19 protein-coding genes are annotated in these 20,990 nt (G+C 63.3%); 13 read left to right on the forward strand and 6 right to left on the reverse strand.

Features of this window, described 5'->3' with window-relative positions:
* Window positions 1-237: 237 nt before the first annotated feature.
* Complete coding sequence (locus QCE73_RS17180; RefSeq protein ID WP_309882535.1) at window positions 238-990, forward strand: SDR family oxidoreductase; 753 nt, start codon at window positions 238-240, stop codon at window positions 988-990.
* Window positions 991-1,203: 213 nt separating this feature from the next.
* Here the strand turns inward: QCE73_RS17180 and QCE73_RS17185 are convergent, their stop codons facing one another.
* Window positions 1,204-3,456, reverse strand: coding sequence for a glycoside hydrolase family 3 C-terminal domain-containing protein (locus QCE73_RS17185; protein ID WP_309882537.1), 2,253 nt, complete (start codon window positions 3,454-3,456; stop codon window positions 1,204-1,206).
* 190 nt (window positions 3,457-3,646) lie between these two features.
* On the opposite strand from QCE73_RS17185, the gene QCE73_RS17190 reads away from it, so the two are divergent.
* From QCE73_RS17190 to QCE73_RS17205, 4 genes are all read left to right on the forward strand, one after another.
* Window positions 3,647-4,636 carry a LacI family DNA-binding transcriptional regulator gene (locus QCE73_RS17190; RefSeq protein ID WP_035499053.1) on the forward strand — a complete coding sequence of 330 codons (990 nt, stop codon included), beginning with the start codon at window positions 3,647-3,649 and terminating at the stop codon, window positions 4,634-4,636.
* Window positions 4,637-4,928: 292 nt separating this feature from the next.
* Window positions 4,929-5,543, forward strand: coding sequence for an HAD family hydrolase (locus tag QCE73_RS17195; protein ID WP_309882539.1), 615 nt, complete (start codon window positions 4,929-4,931; stop codon window positions 5,541-5,543).
* A gap of 442 nt (window positions 5,544-5,985) precedes the next feature.
* On the forward strand, window positions 5,986-7,656 hold the full coding sequence (locus QCE73_RS17200; protein WP_309882540.1) for a divalent metal cation transporter: 1,671 nt from the start codon (window positions 5,986-5,988) through the stop codon (window positions 7,654-7,656).
* 32 nt (window positions 7,657-7,688) lie between these two features.
* The gene (locus tag QCE73_RS17205; protein WP_309882541.1) at window positions 7,689-8,219 is read left to right on the forward strand and encodes a hypothetical protein; all 531 of its coding nucleotides are present in this window, start codon (window positions 7,689-7,691) and stop codon (window positions 8,217-8,219) included.
* A 10-nt stretch (window positions 8,220-8,229) separates the two neighbouring features.
* Here the strand turns inward: QCE73_RS17205 and QCE73_RS17210 are convergent, their stop codons facing one another.
* The gene (locus QCE73_RS17210) at window positions 8,230-9,084 is read right to left on the reverse strand and encodes an SDR family NAD(P)-dependent oxidoreductase (RefSeq protein WP_309882542.1); all 855 of its coding nucleotides are present in this window, start codon (window positions 9,082-9,084) and stop codon (window positions 8,230-8,232) included.
* 206 nt (window positions 9,085-9,290) lie between these two features.
* Between QCE73_RS17210 and QCE73_RS17215 the strand changes: the two genes are divergently transcribed.
* Window positions 9,291-10,283 (forward strand): transglutaminase family protein, encoded by a 993-nt coding sequence (locus QCE73_RS17215; protein WP_035499057.1) that lies wholly within the window; start codon window positions 9,291-9,293, stop codon window positions 10,281-10,283.
* 18 nt (window positions 10,284-10,301) lie between these two features.
* Here QCE73_RS17215 and QCE73_RS17220 read toward each other — a convergent pair whose 3' ends face one another.
* Window positions 10,302-11,213: a LysR substrate-binding domain-containing protein gene (locus tag QCE73_RS17220; RefSeq protein WP_309882550.1), complete on the reverse strand. Its 912-nt coding sequence runs from the start codon at window positions 11,211-11,213 to the stop codon at window positions 10,302-10,304.
* A 108-nt stretch (window positions 11,214-11,321) separates the two neighbouring features.
* On the opposite strand from QCE73_RS17220, the gene QCE73_RS17225 reads away from it, so the two are divergent.
* From QCE73_RS17225 to QCE73_RS17245, 5 genes are read left to right on the forward strand one after another with little or no spacing between them, the layout of a single operon-like run.
* Window positions 11,322-12,557, forward strand: coding sequence for a CoA transferase (locus QCE73_RS17225; RefSeq protein ID WP_309882552.1), 1,236 nt, complete (start codon window positions 11,322-11,324; stop codon window positions 12,555-12,557).
* Window positions 12,550-13,689 carry an acyl-CoA dehydrogenase family protein gene (locus QCE73_RS17230; RefSeq protein ID WP_309882553.1) on the forward strand — a complete coding sequence of 380 codons (1,140 nt, stop codon included), beginning with the start codon at window positions 12,550-12,552 and terminating at the stop codon, window positions 13,687-13,689. Before QCE73_RS17225 ends, QCE73_RS17230 begins: the two co-directional genes overlap by 8 nt.
* Before the next feature lie 21 nt (window positions 13,690-13,710).
* On the forward strand, window positions 13,711-14,460 hold the full coding sequence (locus QCE73_RS17235) for an electron transfer flavoprotein subunit beta/FixA family protein (protein ID WP_309882554.1): 750 nt from the start codon (window positions 13,711-13,713) through the stop codon (window positions 14,458-14,460).
* A 13-nt stretch (window positions 14,461-14,473) separates the two neighbouring features.
* Window positions 14,474-15,406 (forward strand): FAD-binding protein, encoded by a 933-nt coding sequence (locus tag QCE73_RS17240; protein ID WP_309882555.1) that lies wholly within the window; start codon window positions 14,474-14,476, stop codon window positions 15,404-15,406.
* Window positions 15,407-15,455: 49 nt separating this feature from the next.
* Window positions 15,456-16,886 carry a cytosine permease gene (locus QCE73_RS17245; protein ID WP_309882557.1) on the forward strand — a complete coding sequence of 477 codons (1,431 nt, stop codon included), beginning with the start codon at window positions 15,456-15,458 and terminating at the stop codon, window positions 16,884-16,886.
* Between the two features lie 6 nt (window positions 16,887-16,892).
* Here QCE73_RS17245 and QCE73_RS17250 read toward each other — a convergent pair whose 3' ends face one another.
* Both QCE73_RS17250 and QCE73_RS17255 read right to left on the reverse strand, forming a co-directional pair.
* Window positions 16,893-17,096, reverse strand: coding sequence for a hypothetical protein (locus QCE73_RS17250; protein WP_187603668.1), 204 nt, complete (start codon window positions 17,094-17,096; stop codon window positions 16,893-16,895).
* 58 nt (window positions 17,097-17,154) lie between these two features.
* A complete protein-coding gene (locus QCE73_RS17255) occupies window positions 17,155-18,168 on the reverse strand; it encodes a prohibitin family protein (RefSeq protein WP_309882559.1) in 1,014 nt (337 codons plus the stop codon).
* Between the two features lie 137 nt (window positions 18,169-18,305).
* On the opposite strand from QCE73_RS17255, the gene QCE73_RS17260 reads away from it, so the two are divergent.
* The gene (locus QCE73_RS17260) at window positions 18,306-19,049 is read left to right on the forward strand and encodes a methyltransferase domain-containing protein (RefSeq protein WP_309882561.1); all 744 of its coding nucleotides are present in this window, start codon (window positions 18,306-18,308) and stop codon (window positions 19,047-19,049) included.
* A gap of 106 nt (window positions 19,050-19,155) precedes the next feature.
* Here the strand turns inward: QCE73_RS17260 and QCE73_RS17265 are convergent, their stop codons facing one another.
* Window positions 19,156-19,515 carry a DUF6072 family protein gene (locus tag QCE73_RS17265; protein ID WP_035499066.1) on the reverse strand — a complete coding sequence of 120 codons (360 nt, stop codon included), beginning with the start codon at window positions 19,513-19,515 and terminating at the stop codon, window positions 19,156-19,158.
* A gap of 173 nt (window positions 19,516-19,688) precedes the next feature.
* Between QCE73_RS17265 and QCE73_RS17270 the strand changes: the two genes are divergently transcribed.
* A complete protein-coding gene (locus QCE73_RS17270; RefSeq protein WP_309882562.1) occupies window positions 19,689-20,990 on the forward strand; it encodes an NtaA/DmoA family FMN-dependent monooxygenase in 1,302 nt (433 codons plus the stop codon).

The raw sequence follows: 20,990 nt of genomic DNA on the forward strand, positions 1-20,990 counted from the left end.
AGCCTTATACGCGTCGCGCCGCTCAAAGCAGCCTGCGACTTCGCTTGTCCTACCTATAATTTTGACGGGCTGTCTCCGCGCGATGGCCTGGTCGAACTTCACATTCTTGGCACTTATCGTCAGGACAAGATTCTTCGAGAATTGCCTCACGCAATGGGACAGGGGCGAGCGCCTTCACGCAAGGCCGCCCTCGCCCGGCTCCTCGCATATCCCTCATTTTTCTTCGGGAGATTAGCCATGAAGATCGTCGTAATGGGTGGGTCCGGCCTGATCGGATCGCGTGTCGTGACCTTGCTCAAGGAGGCGGGCCACGAGGCGCTCGCCGCGTCGCCGCGCAGTGGCGTCAACGCCGTTACCGGCGAAGGACTCAGCGATGCATTCGCGGGAGCCGATGTCGTCGTGGATGTGACGAACGCGCCCTCATGGGAACCGCAAGCGGTGCTCGATTTTTTCAGCACATCGGCGCGCAACCTCGCGGCGGCCGAAAAGGCGGCGGGCGTACGCCATCACGTCGCGCTCTCCATCGTCGGATGCGACCGCACGCCGGAGAATGCGTATTTCGTCGCCAAGGTCGCGCAGGAAAAGCTCATCGAAGCATCGGGCGTGCCGTATTCGATCGCGCGCGCGACCCAGTTCATGGAGTTCATCGGCGGTATCGCCGATTTCAGCACGGTCGATGGAACGGTGCGACTCGGCGATGGCCTGTTTCAGCCGATCGCCGCCGACGATGTCGCCGGGTTCCTCGCGCAGATCGCGTGCGCCTCGCCGCTGAACGGCATGACCGATATCGCCGGCCCGGACCGTGCTCCCTTCGCGGACATCGTCGGACGTTATCTGAAGTCGGTGGGCGATACGCGCCCGGTTGTCACGGACAGCGAGGCGCGCTATTACGGCGGCCGTGTCGAGGAACAATCGCTCGTGCCGCTCGGCGACGCGCGGATCGGCCGCGTCAGTCTCGAGCAGTGGCTGGCGCAGGCCAGGAAGGTCTGATACCGGGTTCGTGAACCGTATTTTTTTGAGTAGAGCATGAGCACAACACAGAAGGTCGTCGTCGTTACCGGCGCATCGCAGGAAGCTGGATTATCGAGGGGCGTTGAGAGAGGTCGTTGCTGACCGCGGTCTTATGGACCGCCCTCGGCAAGATATCGAAATAACATCGACCGCCACGCGATCACGCGCCGCGGCCGATGTCCACTCCGCAATTTACTTGCTGACCGACAAGCCCGAAGTCAGCGCGAGATTGTCCGACGCGTTCCCGACCATCACCTGAATCTGCCCGTTCGCCGTCTTCCACTGTTGCGACGCGGTATCCCACGTGGCGAGCGGATGACTCGCCGAGTTCGGATCGATGATGATCTGCACGGTCCTTTTCTCGCCCGGCGCGAGCATCACCTTCTGGAAGCCGACGAGACGCTTCGGCGGCTGCCCGAGACCGGCCGGCAACGACACATACACCTGCGGCACTTCGGCGCCCGCCACCTTGCCGCTATTCTCTACATCGACGGACACGGTAATCGGCTTCGTGCCGTCCGACGCCTGCGGGCTCACCTGCAGCGACGACAGTTTGAAGCTCGCGTACGACAAGCCGTGCCCGAACGCGAAGAGCGGCTTGACGTTCTGCGCGTCATACCACCGATAGCCGATCTGCAGCCCTTCCGAGTAGGTGACCGTCGGCACGCCGTTTACGTTGACGCCGGGATACTGCGCGGGCGTGCTGGCAGGCCAGTCGCCGGACTTCTTCGGGAACGTGACCGGCAGCTTGCCCGACGGATTCGCCACGCCGAACACAAGATTCGCCATGATGTTGCCGTCTTCCTGACCGGGGAACCATGTCTCCAGCACGGCGGGCACCTGATCGATCCACGGCATCAGCGCGGACGCGTTGTCCTTCATCACGAGCGCCGTGCGCGGATTGGCTGCCGCCACCGCCGAGATCATCGCGTCCTGATTGTTCGACAACTCGATGCTCGTCCGGTCCGCGCCTTCCTCAGCGATCGTTCCCGCCAGCATGATCACGACATCGGCCTGCTTCGCCGCATCGACCGCCGCCGCGAGATTGCTGTTGTCGTCCGCGACGATCGTGAGCGTCGCCGTCGCGCTCGAACCCAGTTGCTTCAACACGCTCTGCACGCCTTCGAGCGGCGTGACCGTGTAGAGCGGGATCACGTCCGAGCTTCCGCCGCAGCATCCCGAGACGGCCTTGTTCGCATACGCGCCCTGACCGATCATCGCGACGGAGCGAACCGATTTTGCATCGAAGGGAAGCAGGTTGTTCGCGTTCTTCAGCAGCACCGCCGACTGCTCGCCGATCGCACGCGCGATGGCGCCGTCGCCGGCCTGGTCGATCGCCGTCTGCGCAACGGGCCGGTCGAAGATGCCGAGCTTGAACATCTGCGTATAGCGGCGGCCGAGCGCCGTGTCGATATTCGACTGGCTGATCTGCCCCGCCGTCAGCGCCGCATTGATCTTCGCCGGCGTCCACCATGTCGTGAGCGGCGCGATATCGATGCCTGGCATCTCGTTGTCGAGGCCCGCGAGCATCGTGTTGGCGGTGCTGTGCGCCGCGAAGAAATCGGACTGCACATAGCCGGTGAAGCCCCATTGCCCGCGCAGGACATCGGTGAGAATGTGCTTGTTCTCGCACATCGACGCGCCGTTCACCGAGTTGTACGAGCACATGACCGACGCCACGCCGCCATCCTTCACGGCCATCTCGAAGGGCACCATGTAGAGCTCGTGCAGCGTTTTATCGTCGATGTTCTCGTTGATCGTCATGCGATTCGTTTCCTGCTCGTTCGCGACGAGGTGCTTGGCCATCGCGATCACGCCGTGCGACTGGATCGCCTTGATCTCGGCGACGCCCATCGTGCCGCTCAGGATCGGGTCTTCGCCGAAGTATTCGAAGTTGCGGCCGAGCGTCGGATTGCGCGCGAGGTTCATGCCGGGGCCTTCGAGCACGTGCAGCGCGAGGTTGCGCGACTCGCGCCCGATCACGTCGCCGAACTGGCTCGCCACGGCCGTATCGAACGATGCCGCCACCGCCATGCCCGAAGGCAGCGCGGTCGCCTTCGCCGACGCCGGGCTCGACAGCGACGAAAGCGGCAGTCCCGGCAGATCGGGCGACACGCAATCGTTCTGCCCAACGCCGACCGGCCCGTTGGTCACGCGCAGCGTCGGCACCTGCAACTCCGGTATGCCCGTGATGTGACGGCTTCCGTAGCACGACGGAATCTCCGGCACGACGCCGGGCGAGCCGGTCAGTTGCGCGATCTTCTGCTGCGGCGTCATGGCCGCGAGCAGCAGCGCCGTGCGCTGTTCCGGCGGCAGCGACGTGTTCATCCAGGCATGTGCATTGGTCGCGGACGGTGTGCCGCCGTTGTCGTCATGTCCGCCTCCGCAGCCGGCTGCAACGAACATCGCGATCACGGCGCTCAGAATCGTACTTTTCTTCATCATTGCCCTCCTCCATTTGATTTCAGAGACATACATCGGAATTAATTTCGTCATCCTTATCGAATGATCGTCTTCATCGGAATGCCGGGGCCGAACGACTTCAGCCCGCCCGATCGCTATTTCCAGGAATTGCCTGCCCGACGTCGTACACTCGATGCATCGGCGTGCACGTTCCTACTTAAACGTTTTCCACATGAAAAAGCCTTCGGCAACCATTCGCGACGTCGCCGCGCTCTCGGGCGTCTCCGTTGCGACCGTGTCCAAATTCATCAACGGCACCAAGCGCTTCACCGAACCGGTGGAAGCAAAGCTCAAGGCAGCGATCGAAGAACTCGGCTATCAGTCCAACCCGCTGGCACGCTCGATGGTCACCAAGCAGACGCGCACCATCGGCCTCACGATTCTCGACATCAGCAATCCGCATTTCACCAATGTCGTGAAGGGCGCGAACCGCGTGGCGCTGCGGCATGACTACACGCTTCTGCTCGTCGACGTCGACGAGAATCAGGCGCGTGAGCGGCCGCTCGTCGAAGCGCTCGCGCGCCGTGTCGACGGGCTGATCCTCAGTTCGCGCCTGCCCGAGGAAGAGTCGCAATGGCTGCTCGACCTCGACAAGCCGGTCGTGCTCCTGCGCCGCAGCGACAAGCTGCCGATCTCAAGCGTGGGCATCGACAACCGGCTCGCCACGTTCATGCTCACCCGGCATCTGCTGGACCTCGGTCATCGCAACTTCGCGTATCTCGGCTTCGAACAGGCGCGCATCAACGACGAGCGCATCGCCGGCGTGCGCGACTGTCTCGCCGAAGCCGGACTCGAACTCGACGTACACGATGTCCACGCGCCGACCACCCGCGCCGGCGAACACGCCTGCTCGCGCGTGATGCTCGGCCCGCGCCGCCCGCAGGCGGTCATCTGCTACAACGATCTCATCGCGCTCGGCTTCATCAAGGCAGCGACCGCGCTCGGCATCAACGTGCCCCGGGACGTCGCCGTGACCGGCATCGACAACGTGCCCTACGGCGAAATCTCCGCGCCGTCGCTCACGAGCGTGGATACGCAAAGCGAGACGATGGGCGAGATCGCGATGCAGAAGCTCATCGATACGTTATCGGGCAAGGACGAGATCGAGCATGTGACCATCGAACCGTGTCTGGTCGTGCGTGAATCGACACACGCTGCGTAAGGCTTCGAGTCGTGCTTCGTGCTGCAGGCATGAGCGTCTCCGCACGCCTTGCGCGGATCGCAAGGCATGTGTCGTTGATCGAAAGGGGATTCCCAATATATGTTTGGGAAAACGGTTACCCAGATTAACGACTTTTGAGCAGGCTTACCATTTCTTTCTTCTCGGGGGTTTCCCTAGCAAGGACGTTTGGCGATCGACATGACAGTGCGCGAATTTTGCGAAGCTAGAATGGGACGTCGCGCCATCCGACGCCACGCCGTCGGGTGGCGTTCCTCTCTCGTGGGGCATCCACATGACAGCACCGATTTCCCTCGTCCTGTTCGATATGGAAGGCGTCCTGTCCCACTACGACCGCGCGGTGCGCGTCGATCATCTGGCGGCGCTGTGCGAAAGACCGTCCGAGGCGGTGCGCGAAGCGATCTGGGGCTCCGGTCTCGAAGCTCGCGCGGATAGCGGCGAAATCGGCGAAGACGCGTATCTCGCGATGCTCGGCGATCTGCTCGACTGCCCGATCAGCCGCGACATGTGGCTGGCATCGCGCCGCGCATCGATCACGCCCAATCTCGATACCATCGATCTGGCGGCGAGCGTCGCGCAAAACCATGCGATCGCGGTGCTGACCAACAACTGCCGTCTGGTTTCCGATCACATCGCTTACCTGAATCCGCCGGTCGCGCGGGTGTTCGGACCTCACGTCTATGCGACGGCGTCGTTCGGTTCGGCGAAGCCCTCGGCGCAGGCTTATCTTCGATGTCTCGAACTGCTCGGCGCGCGGGCTTCGGAGCCGTTCTTCATCGACGATTCGGATGCGAACGTAAGCGGCGCGCTCGATGCGGGACTGATCGCGTACAAGTTCGTCGATGCCGCCGCTCTCGCGGACGAGTTCAAGCTAAGGAAGCTGATTTAGGACACGGCATTTCACGTCTTCATCAAGCAAGCCGAAAGCCACAAGGCACCCACCCGAAAGCTTGCGCGCGAAACCACACAAAAGACGTGCCATCTGGGCTTCATTTGCACCAACTGTGTTGACTTCCCTCAAGAAGCGCGCCTACAATTTTTTCATCTTCACGAAGGGGCTGATGCCTTGGACAGCAGCAGTAGTCGATCATCGAATAGATTCGCCGCCTAACCGGCCGGACGTCAGCGCAGCCTTTCCCAAGCCGCCGTCCCGCCAGTAGCGGACGGTGCGCGTCGCAGTACTTTTCCCCGTGCACCTCTCTTAAGCGCCTCACAGGCGACGCTCATGCGCGCCCGTCTGGTCATTCGCCGCGTCCACGCGCGGCGGCGTGCGCGCGCCCGCTGCAAGCGCGCGTGAACGTGTGCGCAGTCCCAGATTACGGATAACAATAATGTCCACGCCATCGAACATTTCATCGCCAGGCAGCGCCGCGGCCGAACGCAGCGCCGTCCTCGATTCGGCCCATCTCGGCGACATCAAGGGCGCGTTCGGCACCATCGCGCATCACGACACAGCGCCCCGCCGCAACTGGTGGGCGCGCGTGCGGACCTTGCTCGCAATCATCGGCCCCGGTCTCATCGTGATGGTCGGCGATAACGACGCCGGAGCGTTCGGCACCTATACGCAGGCGGGACAGAACTACGGCACCACGCTGCTCTGGACCTTGCTGCTGCTCGTCCCCGTTCTCTTCGTCAATCAGGAGATGGTGCTGCGTCTGGGCGCGGTGACGGGCGTCGGCCACGCCCGGCTGATCTTCGAGCGTTTCGGCAAGTTCTGGGGTGCGTTCAGCGTCATCGATCTGTTCATCCTCAACGCGCTGACCATCGTCACGGAGTTCATCGGCATCACGTTCGCGCTCGATTTTCTGGGCGTCTCGAAGATGGCGGGTGTCTGTATCGCGGCGGCGCTCATCATGGCCGCGGTCAGCACCGGCAACTTCAGGCGTTTCGAGCGCTTCGCTCTCGTGCTTTGCCTGTTGAGCCTGCTGCTGGTTCCCGTGCTCGTGTCCGTGCATCCGCCCGTCGGCCAGATGTCGCGCGACTTCTTCGTGCCCAACTGGCCGGCCCACGCAAAGCTCTCCGACGTGATGCTGCTCGTCATCGGCATCGTCGGGACGACCGTCGCGCCGTGGCAGTTGTTCTTCCAGCAGAGCTATGTCGTCGACAAGCGGATCACGCCGCGTTTCATGCAGTACGAGAAGGCCGACTTGTGGATCGGCATCGCCTTCGTGCTGATCGGCGCGGTCGCGATGATCTCGTTCAGCGCCGCGCTGTTCGCCGGCCATCCGGAGTCCGGACAGTTCACCGACGCCGGCGGCGTGATCGCGGGGCTGGAGAAGTATGTCGGCCGCACGTCCGCGACCATCTTCGCCGTCGCGCTGCTCGACGCCTGCATCATCGGCGCGGCCGCCGTGTCGCTTTCGACTGCATACGCGATCGGCGACGTCTTCAAGATTCGTCATTCGCTGCATCGCGGCGTGTCCGATGCAAAGGGATTCTATTTCGTCTATTTCGGGATCATCGCGGCGGCGGCGGCGCTCGTTCTTATCCCGGGCAGTCCGCTGGGCCTGCTCACGGAAGCGGTGCAAACGCTCGCCGGCGTGCTGCTCCCGAGCGCGACGGTCTTCCTGCTGCTCCTGTGCAACGACCGCGCCGTGCTCGGTCCCTGGGTCAACTCCGGCGCGCTCAATGTCTTCACCGGCGCGGTGGTGTGGGTGCTGGTGATGCTGTCCATCGTCCTGACGGCGTCGGTCGTGTACCCGGACATCAGCGGCGAAACCATCGGCATGATTCTCGCGGGCGGTACGGTTATCGCGCTTGCCGGTTATGCGATGATCCTGCTGCTCCGTGCACGCAAAGGCCGGCACGGAGCGTTCGGCTTCGAGTCGAACGCGCAACTGCGGCACTTGCGCGATACGTGGCGCATGCCGCCACTCGATCAGTTGGAGAGACCTCGGCTCACGTTGTCGAGCCGGATCTGGATGACCGCCTTGCGTGGTTACCTCGTCATCGCCGTGGGACTCGTCGTCGTCAAGGTCGTGCAGATGATGCTGATGAAGTGACGCGCCGCAATTTCGATAACAGAAAGGAAACCATGAGAGCACTCGTTCATCGAGCCTGCGGTCGTCGCGACAAAAAGCTCGCGCGGATATCGGCGGGCGCGGCCTTGCTGATCGCCGCGCTATCGACCAGCGCGCGCGCCGACGATGCGCAGGATTGCCGTGCGGCCGGCGGCTCGCTGCTGACCGGTCGCGCGGTGTCGCCTCCGACGTTCAAGGACGGCATGTTCCGTCACGGCGTGGAGCTATCGCATACGCATCTGCGGATCAAGGGCGATGCCGACGGCAAAACATACGATATCGCTATCGACAACGTATTCGCGTCGGGCTATCAGAAGAACACCAAGGGCGTGCCCGCTCCGCTGAACACGATCAAGGTCGGCGACAAGATCGAAGCGTGCGGCATTCCGTACAGCGGCGGCATCCATTGGGTACACACCAATTGCGGCGACACGCCCACGGCCTCCGACCCGAACGGCTGGCTCAAGATCGTTCAGGCGGATGGCAGCGTCGGACCGAACCTGGAGGATAGCCAGAAGTATTGCAGCCTCTGGCCGCATCGCTGAAGCGCTTAGTTCAGCGAGGCTCTTCGATGAACGCTTCGAACGCCGCCTTGTAATCCGGATGCCAGCGCGACAAGGCAGGCCGGTTTTCCACGACATCCCCGATGGCCCACAACATGCGGCGCTCGTCGAGCGAACGCGGCACATCGTTATCCGGACACAGGATGTAGAAGTCGCCTGCATCCAGACGCTGCAACATGAAGTCGACGGTCTGCTCGGGCGTCCATGCCGCAGCCGGCTTTTCGGTCCGATCCCTGCGCGTCAACTCCGTGAACACGAAACCGGGAATCAGCAAATGCGCGCTGATGTTGCACCCGGCGGTATTGCGCAGTTCGTATTGCAGCGCTTCAGTGAACGCCTTCAGTCCGGCCTTCGAAACGTTGTACGCCGGATCGCCGGGCGGTGTCGTGATGCCTTGCTTCGAGCCGGTATTGATCACGAGCCCCGGACGTCCGCGCCGGATCATGTCGGGAACGAAAACCTGCGTCCCGTGAATGGCGCCCCACAGATTCACGCCCAGCACGCGCGTCCAGTTCTCGACGGGACCGAAAATATTGCTGCCCGGCTGAATCCCGGCGTTGTTCATCAGTACGTCGACGCCGCCGAATCGTTCGACAACAGCCGCGTGCAGGCGACGGACATCATCGATGACGCCGACATCGGTTTCGAATCCGAAGACGTTTTGTGCGCCGCCCGCGCTCGCTTGGGCGATGTGCTCCACGGCTTGCGCGATTCGACCGGCATCGCGGTCCGCAATGCAGATACGGAGTCCGAGCCCGGCGAACCGCTTCGCCGCAGCGAGACCGATACCCGACGCGCCACCCGTGATGACGGCAACCGCGTCCTTGGTCAGAGCAGAATGAGACATGTGACGATATCCCTGTTATGCGCGGGCGCTGGCACGCGCGCCGCGGCGATTCCGGTGAAAACAAGGGTAGCACGCGAACGCGCGGCACACCGCGGGTGCGTCGGCTTTCTGTATGGCGCCATCGGTGGCATCATTGCCGTATCGGCGGACACGCAATGCATCGCCGATGACAACCCGTTCGCGCGGCACTGGCTCGGAGGTCGCACATGTCCGTCTTTCTCGAAGTCGAGCACGTCACAACCTATCGCTACCGCAAGCCTGTCGAGTTCTCTCCGCATCGCGTGATGTTCCGGCCACGCGCCGCGCACGACATCCGCGTGCTGTCGGCAACGCTCGCGGTATCGCCGCACAGCGCGCAGCACTGGATTCACGACGTATTCTCCAATTCGGTCGCGGTCGTCGAACCCCGCGTGCCCGCCGATGAGTTGCAGCTTCGCGCGCGCTTCGTGATCGAGCATTTCGGCGTCAAGAATCTGGAGTTGCCGGTCGTCCCCGAAGCCGAGAATTACCCGTTCCAGTACAACGACGAGGACCGGCTCGATCTCGCGTCCTTTCTGCCGCCGCAATATCCGGACGATCAGCCGATGCTGCGCGACTGGGTGACGCAGTTTCTCCCCAGGCGCGGCACCATCCACACACGCGACATCCTCGCGAACATCAATTCCGCCATTCGTGGCGACTTCCAGTACCAGTCGCGCGACGCGATGGGCACGCAGCGTCCATCCGAGACGCTGAACCGGCGCAGCGGCACCTGCCGCGATTTCGCGTTGCTGATGATCGAGGTGGTGCGCGGACTGGGACTGGCCGCGCGCTTCGTGTCGGGTTATCTGTACGACCGGACGCTCGACACGCCCGCGCCGCCCGCAGTGCGCAACACCGGATTGCAGCAGGGCGCGCGACAGGTCGAAAGCCGCGACGAACCGCTCGTCGTCGGCGCGGGCGCGACGCATGCATGGCTGCACGTCTTCCTGCCCGGCGCGGGCTGGGTGCCGTACGATCCGACGAACTCGCTCGTCGGCGGAACCGATCTGATCCGCGTGGCGTACACGCGCAAGCCCGAACAGGCCGCGCCCGTGTCGGGTTCCTGGTTCGGCGACGCGGCGGATTTCATCGGCATGGACGTGAGCGTCGGCGTGCGGCAGATCGAGCGGCCGGCAGAACCGGCGTCGATCGGCGAAAGCGTCTCGAACCAGGCCTGAGGCTCGCGGCTGGTTGCGTCAGCGCCCGGCCCGCGCGCGCATCGATTCGCCGACCGCATCGCGCACACACGCCGCCATCCATTCCGATGCACGCGTGCGCGCCGCCCGCGCGGGTCTCGCGATCACCAGCGGCTGAATCACCGTCGACTCCTGAATCCGGCATTCGACCACGAGCGGCGATTGCGTCGCCGCTGGGCTTTGCGTGATCAGCAGCGACACGCCGAGCCCGCTCGCGACCATCGCTCTGACCAGTTCGATCGACGCGGCACGATGCACCACGTTCGGCGACAACCCGCATTGCCAGAACGGCGTCATCAGAAAATCGCGGCTCTGCGGCAGGTCGATCAGGATGAAAGGCTCCGCCGCGAGGTCGCGAAGCGAGATGGCCCGCTTGCGCTTCGCGAGCCGTGAACCGGCGGGCACGAGCCCGTAGGGCCGCAATTGCGCAAGACAGTCGCGCTCGATGTCATCGCCCAGCCCGACGTCGTACATCAACGCGAAATCGATCTGTCTCTTGCGCAGCCACGATTCGAGCTGCGGCAAATCTCCTTCGACGAAGCGAATCCGCAGCCGCGGATGACGCTCTCGCGCAAGCGCCAGCGCGCGCGGCAGATAGACCGGCGCGATGGTGCGAAAGACGCCGATCTGCACCTCGCCGCCTTCCTCATCGCCGACATCGTCGGTCGAGAACGCCGCCGCCGATGCCAGCAGTTGCCGCGCTTCCGCGAGCTTGCGCTCGCCGAATTGCGTGAGCGTCATGCGCGTGCCGGCCCCGCGCGTGAACAGCGGATCGTCGAACAGCGCTTCGAGCTCGCGGATCGCAACCGAGATGGACGGCTGCGACACGCTCATCTGATTCGCCGCCGCGGTCGTGCTGCCGAGTTCCGCGGCGGCGACGAAATAGCGAAGCAGCCTCAGTGACAAAGCCATATAAAAATCGTATAGGCGTTAATTTATTCCGATATTTTATCTAATTACCCGGCGCGACCAGAATCATGACACCGGCCGGCTTTGGCCGGACCTTCAGGAGACGATGTCGTGACTGTGTCCAGGCTGCCGCTCGACGGCATACGCGTGATCGATTTTTCCCGGGTGCTGGCGGGGCCGCTGTGTTCGGCGCTGCTCGGCGATCTCGGCGCCGACGTCATCAAGATAGAGCCGCCGGGCGGCGACGACTATCGCGCGATCGGTCCGTTCGCGCACGGCGAGAGCGGCCTGTTCAGTGCGATGAATCGCAACAAGCGCAGCGTCGTCATCGATCTGAAGACCGAAGACGGGCAGATGCTCGCCCAATCGCTGTGCGCACAGGCGGATGTCGTCGTGGAGAACTTCCGTCCCGGCGTCGCGGGGCGGCTCGGCATCGGCTACGAAACCTTGTCGGCGCGCAATCCGGCGCTCGTCTATGCGAGCGTGTCGGGCTTCGGGCAGACCGGCCCCGAATCGCACCGGCCCGCCTACGACATCATTCTGCAAGCGCTGTGCGGGCTCATGGACGCGACCGGCGCGCCCGACGGCGAGCCGACGCTCGTCGGCGATTCCGTGTCCGACGTCGTGAGCGGCATCTTCGCGTCCTGGGGCGTGCTGGCCGCGCTCGTCGCACGCGATCGCACGGGCAAGGGCACGCATGTCGATGTATCGATGTTCGACGCCACGCTGAATCTGACCGCTGCGCTCGTCGCCCGCTATGCGGCCACGGGCGTCGCGCAATCGCGCGTCGGCAATCGCCATCCGACATCCGCGCCGTTTGGCGCGTATCGCGCGTCGGACGGCCACTTCGTCGTCGCGGTGCTCAACAACAAGCTGTTCGCCCGCCTCGCCGATGCGATCGACCAGCCCGAACTTGCCGACGACCCGCGCTTCGCGAACGACACCTCGCGCTGCGCGCACGAAGCCGTTCTGCGTGCGTGCATCGAGCGATGGGCAGCGAAGCGCTCGGTCGCCGACGTCAACGCCGCGCTGAGCGCCGCGGGCATTCCCGTCGCGCCGATCCAGAGCATCCGGCAGGCGCTCGACAGCGATCACGCGCGGATGCGCGGCGTGCTCGTCGATACCGTCGCAGCCGATGGCACGACGATGCGCCTGCCCGCGCAACCGCTCAAATTCTCGGCGTATCCGAACCCACGCACGACGCGCGCGCCGCGCATCGGTGAACACACCGCGACGGTCCTCGAAGACCTGCTCGGCCTCGACACGACAGCGATCGCCTCGCTCGCCGCGTCCGGCGTCGTGCATACCGGCGAACCCGACATCATCCAGGAGAAAGATCTTGCTTAAGCGACTGGGCGTCACCGACGCCGACCTCGAAATCGCGGACGCGATTCGCCGTTTCGCGCAGGCCGAACTCGCGCCGCACGCGGCACAGGTCGATCGCGAAGAAATCCCGACGACGCGTTATGTCCGCGCACTCGCCGAACTCGGCGTGATGGGCATGAACCTGCCCGAACGCTGGAACGGAATCGGCGCATCGCCGGCGGCGATCATTCTCGCGCTCGCTGAAATCGCGAAGGCATGCGCGGCCACGTCGTCGATGATCGGCGCGCACTATCTCGCGACCGATTCGATTCTCATCGGCGCATCGGATGAACTGCGCGAGCGCTATCTGCCGGACGCCGCGACCGGCGCGAAGCTCGGCGCCTTCGCGCTGACCGAGCCGCAGGCAGGCTCCAATCCCGCGGGCATGACGACGCAGGCCCTGCGCGACGGCGACAGCTATCACATTCGCGGCGTGAAGCACTTCATCTCCAACGCCGACGCGGCGCAGTTCATCGTCGTCTATGCGAAGACCTCGCCCGCGCAAGGCACGCGCGGCATCAGCGCGTTCGTGGTCGATCGCGACACGCCGGGCGTCACCGTCTCGCTGCCGGAAAAGCTGATGGGCATTCATGGCGCGCCCGCGCATGAAGTCGCGCTGGATTGCGTGGTGCCCGCCGCGAACCGGATCGGCGACGAAGGCAGCGGCTTTCGCACCGCGATGAAGGTGCTCGACAACAGCCGCCTAGATGTCGCGGCGACGAGTCTCGGCATCGCCGAAGCGGCATTCGGCGATGCGGTCGAATGGGCGAAACAGCGGCACGTCGGGGGCGAGCCGCTCGCGAACAAGCAGGGCTTGCAGTGGTCGTTCGCCGACATGAAGACGCGTCTCGAAGCGGCCTGGCTTCTGACGCTTCAGGCCGCCGCGCGCCGCGCCGCCGGTGAATCGTTCACGGAGATGGCGTCGATGGCGAAGCTCTACGCATCGGAGATGGTGTCGTTCGTCACGGACGCCGCATTGCAGGTTCACGGCGGCTATGGCTTCACGCGCGAGATGAGAATCGAGCGCCTCGTGCGTGACGCGCGCATCCTGCGGATCTACGAAGGTTCGTCGGAGATTCAGCGCACCGTCATCGCCCGTTCGCTGTTCGCTTGACACTACATCGGGAGACGAGTCGTGAAGGTTCTTGTAGCAGTCAAACGCGTCGTCGACGCGAATGTGAAAGTGGGCGTGAAGTCCGATCGATCCGGCGTCGATATCGCGAACGTGAAGATGTCGATCAATCCGTTCGATGAGATCGCTGTCGAAGCCGCCGTGCGCTTGAAGGAGGCCGGTGTCGCGACCGAAGTGATCGCCGTGTCGTGCGGTGTCGCGCAGTCGCAGGACACGCTGCGCACGGCGCTCGCGATCGGCGCGGACCGCGCGATTCTGGTGGAATCCAACGCGGAGTTGCAGCCGCTCGCGGTCGCCAAATTGCTCAAGGCGCTGGTCGACAGGGAACAGCCACAACTCGTCATCCTCGGCAAACAGGCCATCGACGACGATTCGAATCAGACCGGCCAGATGCTCGCCGCGCTGGCCGATCTGCCGCAAGCGACATTTGCTTCGGACATTGCAGTCGATAGCGGCTTCGCGACCGTCGCGCGCGAAGTGGACGGCGGCGCCGAAACCTTGTCGTTGAAACTGCCTGCCGTCATCACGACCGACCTGCGCCTCAACGAGCCGCGTTACGTCACGCTGCCGAACATCATGAAAGCGAAGAAGAAGCCGCTCGATACGGTTCGGCCTGAAGAACTCGGCGTCGATGTCACGCCGCGCCTGCAAACGCTCAAGGTCAGCGAGCCGCCGAAGCGCGCGCCCGGCGTGAAACTGCCTGGCGTGCAGGCGCTGATCGACAAGCTCAAGACCGAAGCCAAGGTCCTTTGACGGAGACAGGGAAATGACGATTCTGGTTATCGCGGAACATGGCAACACGTCGGTCAATGCGGCGACGTTGAAGACCATCGGCGCGGCGCGGAAGATAGGCGCGGATATTCATGTGCTGATCGCCGGTTATCAAGCTCATGGCATTGCAGAAGAGGCGGCGAAGATCGCGGGCGTGTCGAAAGTGCTGCTGGCCGATGCGCCGCAACTCGAAGCCGGCCTCGCGGAGAACATCGAAGCGACGGTCCTGCCGATCGCCGCGAACTACTCGCATATCCTCGCGCCCGCAACGGCCTTCGGCAAGAACGCGATGCCGCGCATCGCCGCGAAGCTCGATGTCGCGCAGATCAGCGATATCACCGCCATCATCGCCGACGACACCTTCGAACGCCCGATCTACCCGGGCAACGCCATCGCCACGGTGCGATCGGCCGATACGGTCAAGGTGCTCACGGTACGCGCGACGAGCTTCGATGCGGTATCGGCGGAAGGCGGAAGCGCTGCGATAGAGCGCATCGAAGCGGCTGCGGATCGCGGCCTGTCGCGCTTCGTCAACCGCGCAGCGACGAAGCTGGAGCGCCCCGAACTGACGAACGCCGGCACCATCGTGTCGGGCGGACGCGGCCTCGGCAGCGGCGAGAACTACGCGAGGATGCTCGAACCGCTCGCCGATAAACTCGGCGCGGCGCTGGGCGCATCGCGCGCCGCCGTCGATGCGGGCTTCGTCCCGAACGACTATCAGGTCGGGCAGACCGGCAAGATCGTCGCGCCGCAGTTGTATGTCGCCATCGGCATTTCGGGGGCGATCCAGCATCTCGCCGGCATGAAGGATTCGAAGGTGATCGTCGCGATCAACAAGGACCCGGACGCGCCGATCTTCGGCGTGGCCGACTACGGTCTCGTCGGCGATCTGCACGACATCGTGCCGGCTTTCGTCGACGCGATCTGAATTCGCACACATCTTACTCACGAAGTGCCTTACCGCTCAGGAGACGAGCATGGAACGTAACACTTCAGCACCCGCCGCGAACGCCTCGCTGATCGAGCGCCGCTCGATCGACTATATTCCCGACGCGGAGCGCCACGGCAGTCTGTTCAGCCAGTTCACCCTGTGGTTCGGCGCGAATCTGCAGGTCACGGCGGTCGTCGTCGGCGCGCTTGCGGTCGTGCTCGGCGGCGATGTGTTCTGGTCGCTGATCGGATTGCTGATCGGCCAGGTCATCGGCGGCGCGGTGATGGCGTTGCACGGCGCGCAGGGCCCGCAACTCGGCCTGCCGCAGATGATCTCCAGCCGCGTGCAGTTCGGCGTGTACGGCGCGATCATTCCGCTCGTGCTCGTCTGCGTGATGTACATCGGCTTCTCGGCGGGCGGCACGGTGCTCGCGGGACAGGCCATCGGCGCGCTCCTGCATACGGACAACACGACATCGATCCTGATCTTCGCGGCGCTGATCGTGCTGCTCACCGGTTTCGGCTATCGCGTCATTCACGCGATGGGCCGCGTGTCGAGCATCGTCGGCACGCTCGCGTTTCTGTATCTGTTCGCGAGCCTGCTGCACGGCCATGCGCCCGATACGCTGCTCGCGAACCGGCACTTCACCGTGGCTTCCTTTCTGCTGGCGATTTCGCTGTCGGCGTCGTGGCAGATCGCGTACGGGCCGTATGTCGCGGACTATTCGCGCTGCCTGCCGAAGTCCACTTCCGCACGCAAGACTTTCTTCGCCGTGTTCAGCGGCACGGTGATCGGCGCGCAGGTATCGATGACCTTCGGCGTGCTGGCTGCTGCGCTCGCCGGCGAGCGCTTTTCGGGACACGAGGTCGGGTTTATCGTCGGACTCGGTGCGACGGGCGCGATTGCCGCCGTGCTCTACTTCACGATCGCGCTCGGCAAGCTCACGATCACCACGCTCAACGCCTATGGCAGCGTGATGTCGGTCGCGGCGATCGTCACCGGCTTCGGCGGACAGCGCGAGATCTCGTCACGCACGCGGCTCGTCTTCGTGCTGCTGAGCGTCGCGGCATCGAGCGGACTCGCGCTCGCCGGACAGCACTCGTTCCTGAAGGCATTTTCTTCGTTCCTGCTGTTTCTGCTCGTGTTCTTCACGCCGTGGAGCGCGATCAATCTCGTCGATTACTACTGGGTCACGCGCGAACGCTACGACGTGCCCGCCCTCTTCGATGTCAACGGCCGCTACGGACGATGGAATGTCACGGGCATCACGGTCTATGCGCTCGGCGTGCTCGTGCAGATGCCGTTCGTCGCGACCGGCTTCTATACGGGCGCGTGGGTCGATGCGCTGGGCGGCGTCGATATATCGTGGATCGTGGGCATCGTCGTGCCGGGCATTCTGTACTACGCGATGTCGCGGCTCGGGCGATCGCAAGCGCCGGAGCGTGTCGCTTCCGAAGCGATGCCCAATGCGGATTAGCCTCGCCTAAATCTTCTGCTTGTCCCCGCGATAGATGATCTCGACATTCTCCGGCGAAGGCGTCAGAAGCAGGAGGCCGACGAACACGATGATCGGCGTGATGAACAAGCTCAGAAGAAACGTTCCGAGATAGCCAAGATGCGTGCGCCGGCCGCGATACGCGACGAGCAGGCTCAGAACGATATAAACGAGGCTGGGAATCACAATCATGATGGCCTCCCGTGATCGTCGCGGCTGCAACGAGCAATCAGCTTAACATCACAAGCATCTAACGTTGTTTAGCGCCTGGATTGGCGGCTCGCGACACGTTGGTTTCATCGCCGGGCGCGGTGCCGCCGCTGCTTTCGGAAGCGGCGGCGCCCGCGTCGCCGGCTTTTGGAAAGAGCTTCGGAAGATCGCGCCATTGCGGCAGCGGATGCGACTGCGGGTCGATCACTTTCGGCGCGGGAAGATCCGGCTGCTTGGCGATGTCGCTTCCGAGAATCAACGGAAGCTGATCTTTCCCGCCGCCGACCACGACGATCTTCGAGTTGCTGGAGTTCGACAACTGCACGGTCGCTTCGATGCCTCGCCATGTCAGCAACTGAGGCGTCAGCGCATTGGCGACGATCGAATAGAACGTCTGAATGCCGATGGCCTCGATCCGCTTGCGCTCCGCTTCGTCCTGCGCCTGCGCGATCAGGAATTTATACGCCTGCGCATTCTGTTCTTCCGTGAGCTTTCTGTTGATCGAGTCGTTCACCGTGGTCGGCAGATCGAGATCGCGCACGACGACGCGCTCGAAGAAAATCAGCCCCTTCGCAGCCGGCGATCCGTGCATCTTCTCCAGTATGCGGCCTTCCAGCTCTTCGACATTGATGCGATAAAGATCATGCGGATCGCATTTGCCGATGATGTCGCGCACGGCGCCGAGCGAAATCGGGCGCACGACCCGGTCGACGTAGTCATAGCCGACTTCCTGATGCAGCTTCCCCGCGTTATCTGGCACCGGCCGATACAGCACGGAAATCTGCACCTGAACGCTCAGGCCGTCGCGCGCGAGCGCGTGCACACTTTCGTCGAGCGTCTTGGTCCTGACTTCGTAGGTATAGATCCGGTCGAACGGCCACTTGATGTTCAGCCCTTCGTGATAGACGAAGTCCGTCTCCGTGCCGTGTCTCAGCAAGCGATAGAGCACGCCGACATGGCCCGCCGGAATGATGATGAACGTGAAGGGAATCAGCAGCAGCACGATGACGCCGACGACGAGCGACACCGCGATGAACTTTTCGCTGCGGCTCATCCGATACCGGACGTGCCTGACTATGCGGTGCTTTTGAGGTTCGGAAGCCTCGTCATCGACTGGATCCGCTGGGCTCATCTGGCATCAACTCGTACGGATAACGAATAATTTGCAGAATTTTGCGGCGCAAAAAGTGTTTGCATAGTAACATCAAGCGCAAGATCGGACGACACCTGCACACGGAAATGCTCGCTCCCGCATCGGCCTCCATTCCCTCGGTAGACAGCGCTGCAACGCCCGCGCAATTGCGCCGCTTCTTCTATGCCGCGTATTGCGACACGCCCGCGCCCTTCCGATGGTTGAGCGCGATTCGCCCTTACGTCTGTCCTTACGACAAACTGCTGCCCTTCATTCGCGACGACGCCGAGGTTCTCGACGTGGGCTGCGGCGCGGGATCGCTGCTCACGCTGCTCGCGGCGATGAAAAAGATTCGCCGTGGCGTGGGTTGCGACGTCATGGCGCCGCCGCTGGAATCGGCGCGTGCCGCAGCGCAGCGTATCGACGCACAAGACATTCTGACGTTCGAGCACGTACGGTCGGTCGCCGAAGCGCCGGAAGGTCCGTTCGACGTCGTTGCGATGGTGGACGTCCTGCATCACGTCCCGCCGGGAAGCAGAAGCGACGTATTCGCCGCCGCGGCGCAGCGCGTCAAAGCGGGCGGCATTTTTCTCTACAAGGATATGACCGCGCGCCCGGGCGGGCGTCGGCTGGCCCACAATATCGACGATTACATCTTCACGCGCGAGTGGGTGGAGCAAGTCCCCGAAGGCGCCGTGGAAACCTGGGCCGGCGATCACCGGCTCGCTCTCGTGCATGGTGAATTCATTCCCCGTCTGATCTATGGGCACGAGCTTCGGGTGTTTCAGCGACTCGAGCATTGAAACGAGCGTGCACATGCTTTCAGATGCGCGGCGAGTGCTTCGGGCGCATCTGAAAAGTTATGCTCGGTGATGTTTGCAATCGTATCGGCAGAGAGCCGATGGGGAATTACTCGGCAGGCGGGCTCGCCGCTTCCGCTCTGGCCTTTCGCGTCTCCTTCGCCTTGGTGACGAGATCGTTGACGTGGTTCCACAGGTACTTGTCAGTGACCGATTTCGAGTAGGAATCGGCCGCCGCCAGCAGCAGACCGACCGGCCCGAAAAGCATCTTGATGCCGATGCCCGCGGCGACATGCGCAGCGCCATTGACGACATTTCCATCCATCAGGAGACTCGCGCCGGGGACGAACGCTTCGCCCACGAGCTTCACGCCATTGGTGGCCGGACTCGTGCTGCGCGTCACAGTGGGCGTGTCGCTGGTAATTCTTTCCGTATGAGGAGTCTCGGTGACCGCGGTGTTGTCTTTCATGTCTTGGCCCTCAGGTCAACTTAATTGACAACTTCAACCACACTAGAACAATATACGCAGAAATTCCGGTGACTACCAGTAAAAAGGTGGTGTCGCATGTTCGTACGAAACCCTGCTGGAAATGATTCCATCAAGGCATCACAAACGTGTGACATGGTACGCGGAGCCGCATCGTGACGCGCCGTCACATGCTTTTATCGGCTTACGTGCTGGTGCCCGGAAGTCACTTCGGCGCCATGTGGCGCCATCCCTATAGCGAAACCGATTTCTGCGATCGCAGGCTCTACGAAAACCTGGCTCGCAGCCTCGATCGTTATGGTTACGACTATGCGTTCGTGCCGGAATCGCTCGCCGTTCCAATGGGTGAAGATGGCGAATGGCAAACGATGACGAGCCGCGGTGCGAGCGGCGCGATCCGTCACGATCCCGCCTTGCTCGTTGCGCCGATGATCGGCGTCACGCGCCGCCTGAGGTTCACGGTCACGCTGTCGACGACCTATATGGAGCCTTATCATATCGCCAGAACGCTTAGTACACTGAATCATTTTAGTCAAGGTCGAATGGCGTGGAATGTCGTCACGTCGGCGGGGCCGAGCAACGGCATCAACTTCGCGCATCTGACATCGCTCGATCATCGCGATCTTTACGATCGTGCGGAAGAAGTGCTGACGGTGTGTCACGACCTGTGGTCATCGTGGGATGAAGGCGCGCTCGTTGCCGACAAGAAGTCCGGAGTCTATGCCCGCGCCGACAAGATCCATCAGATCGATCACAAGGGCCGTCACTTCGATATACGCGGCCCGCTGACGCTGCCGTATCGCGGCGGTCCCACGCTGATGGCCGCGGGCGTCTCGCCGCGAGGCCGCGACTTCGCGGCGCGCTGGGCGGAAGTCATCTTCGCGATACAGAGCGAGCCCGCCGCGATGCGCGAACTGCGCGACGACGTCCGCGCACGCGCCGCGCGCATGGGACGCTCGCCGCAGGACATACGCCTGATGGCGGCGGTGCAACCCGTGATCGGCGAGACGCGCGAAATCGCCGAGGCCCGCGCCGCGCATCTCGACACGCTCGTGGACCCCGATGCAGCGCGAAGCTATCTGGCGGCGATGCTGGGCCTCGACCTGTCGGGCGTTTCGGGCGATGCACCCTTGCAGCCGATTCTCGAAATTCAGCGCAAGCGGCCCGCGGTCGATGCGGGCGGCACGCTGGCGTGGCTTGCGAAGCTGCTCGATGTGAAACCCGACATTCGCGTCGATGATGTCGCCATCGGGCTGTCGGCGAGCACGGGCACGCCACGTCTCATCGGTACGGCGTCCGATGTCGCCGATCAACTGCAGGCGTTGTTCGAAGACTGTTGCGACGGCTTCGTCATCACGCCGACGCATTTTCCGGGCACCTTCGAGGAATTTGGCCGCGCCGTGATTCCCGAGCTGCGTGCACGTGGATTGACGTCCACTCATCATCAGGATGGCTGA

The organism is Caballeronia sp. LZ029 (assembly GCF_031451275.1).
GTDB classification, from domain to species: domain Bacteria; phylum Pseudomonadota; class Gammaproteobacteria; order Burkholderiales; family Burkholderiaceae; genus Caballeronia; species Caballeronia jiangsuensis.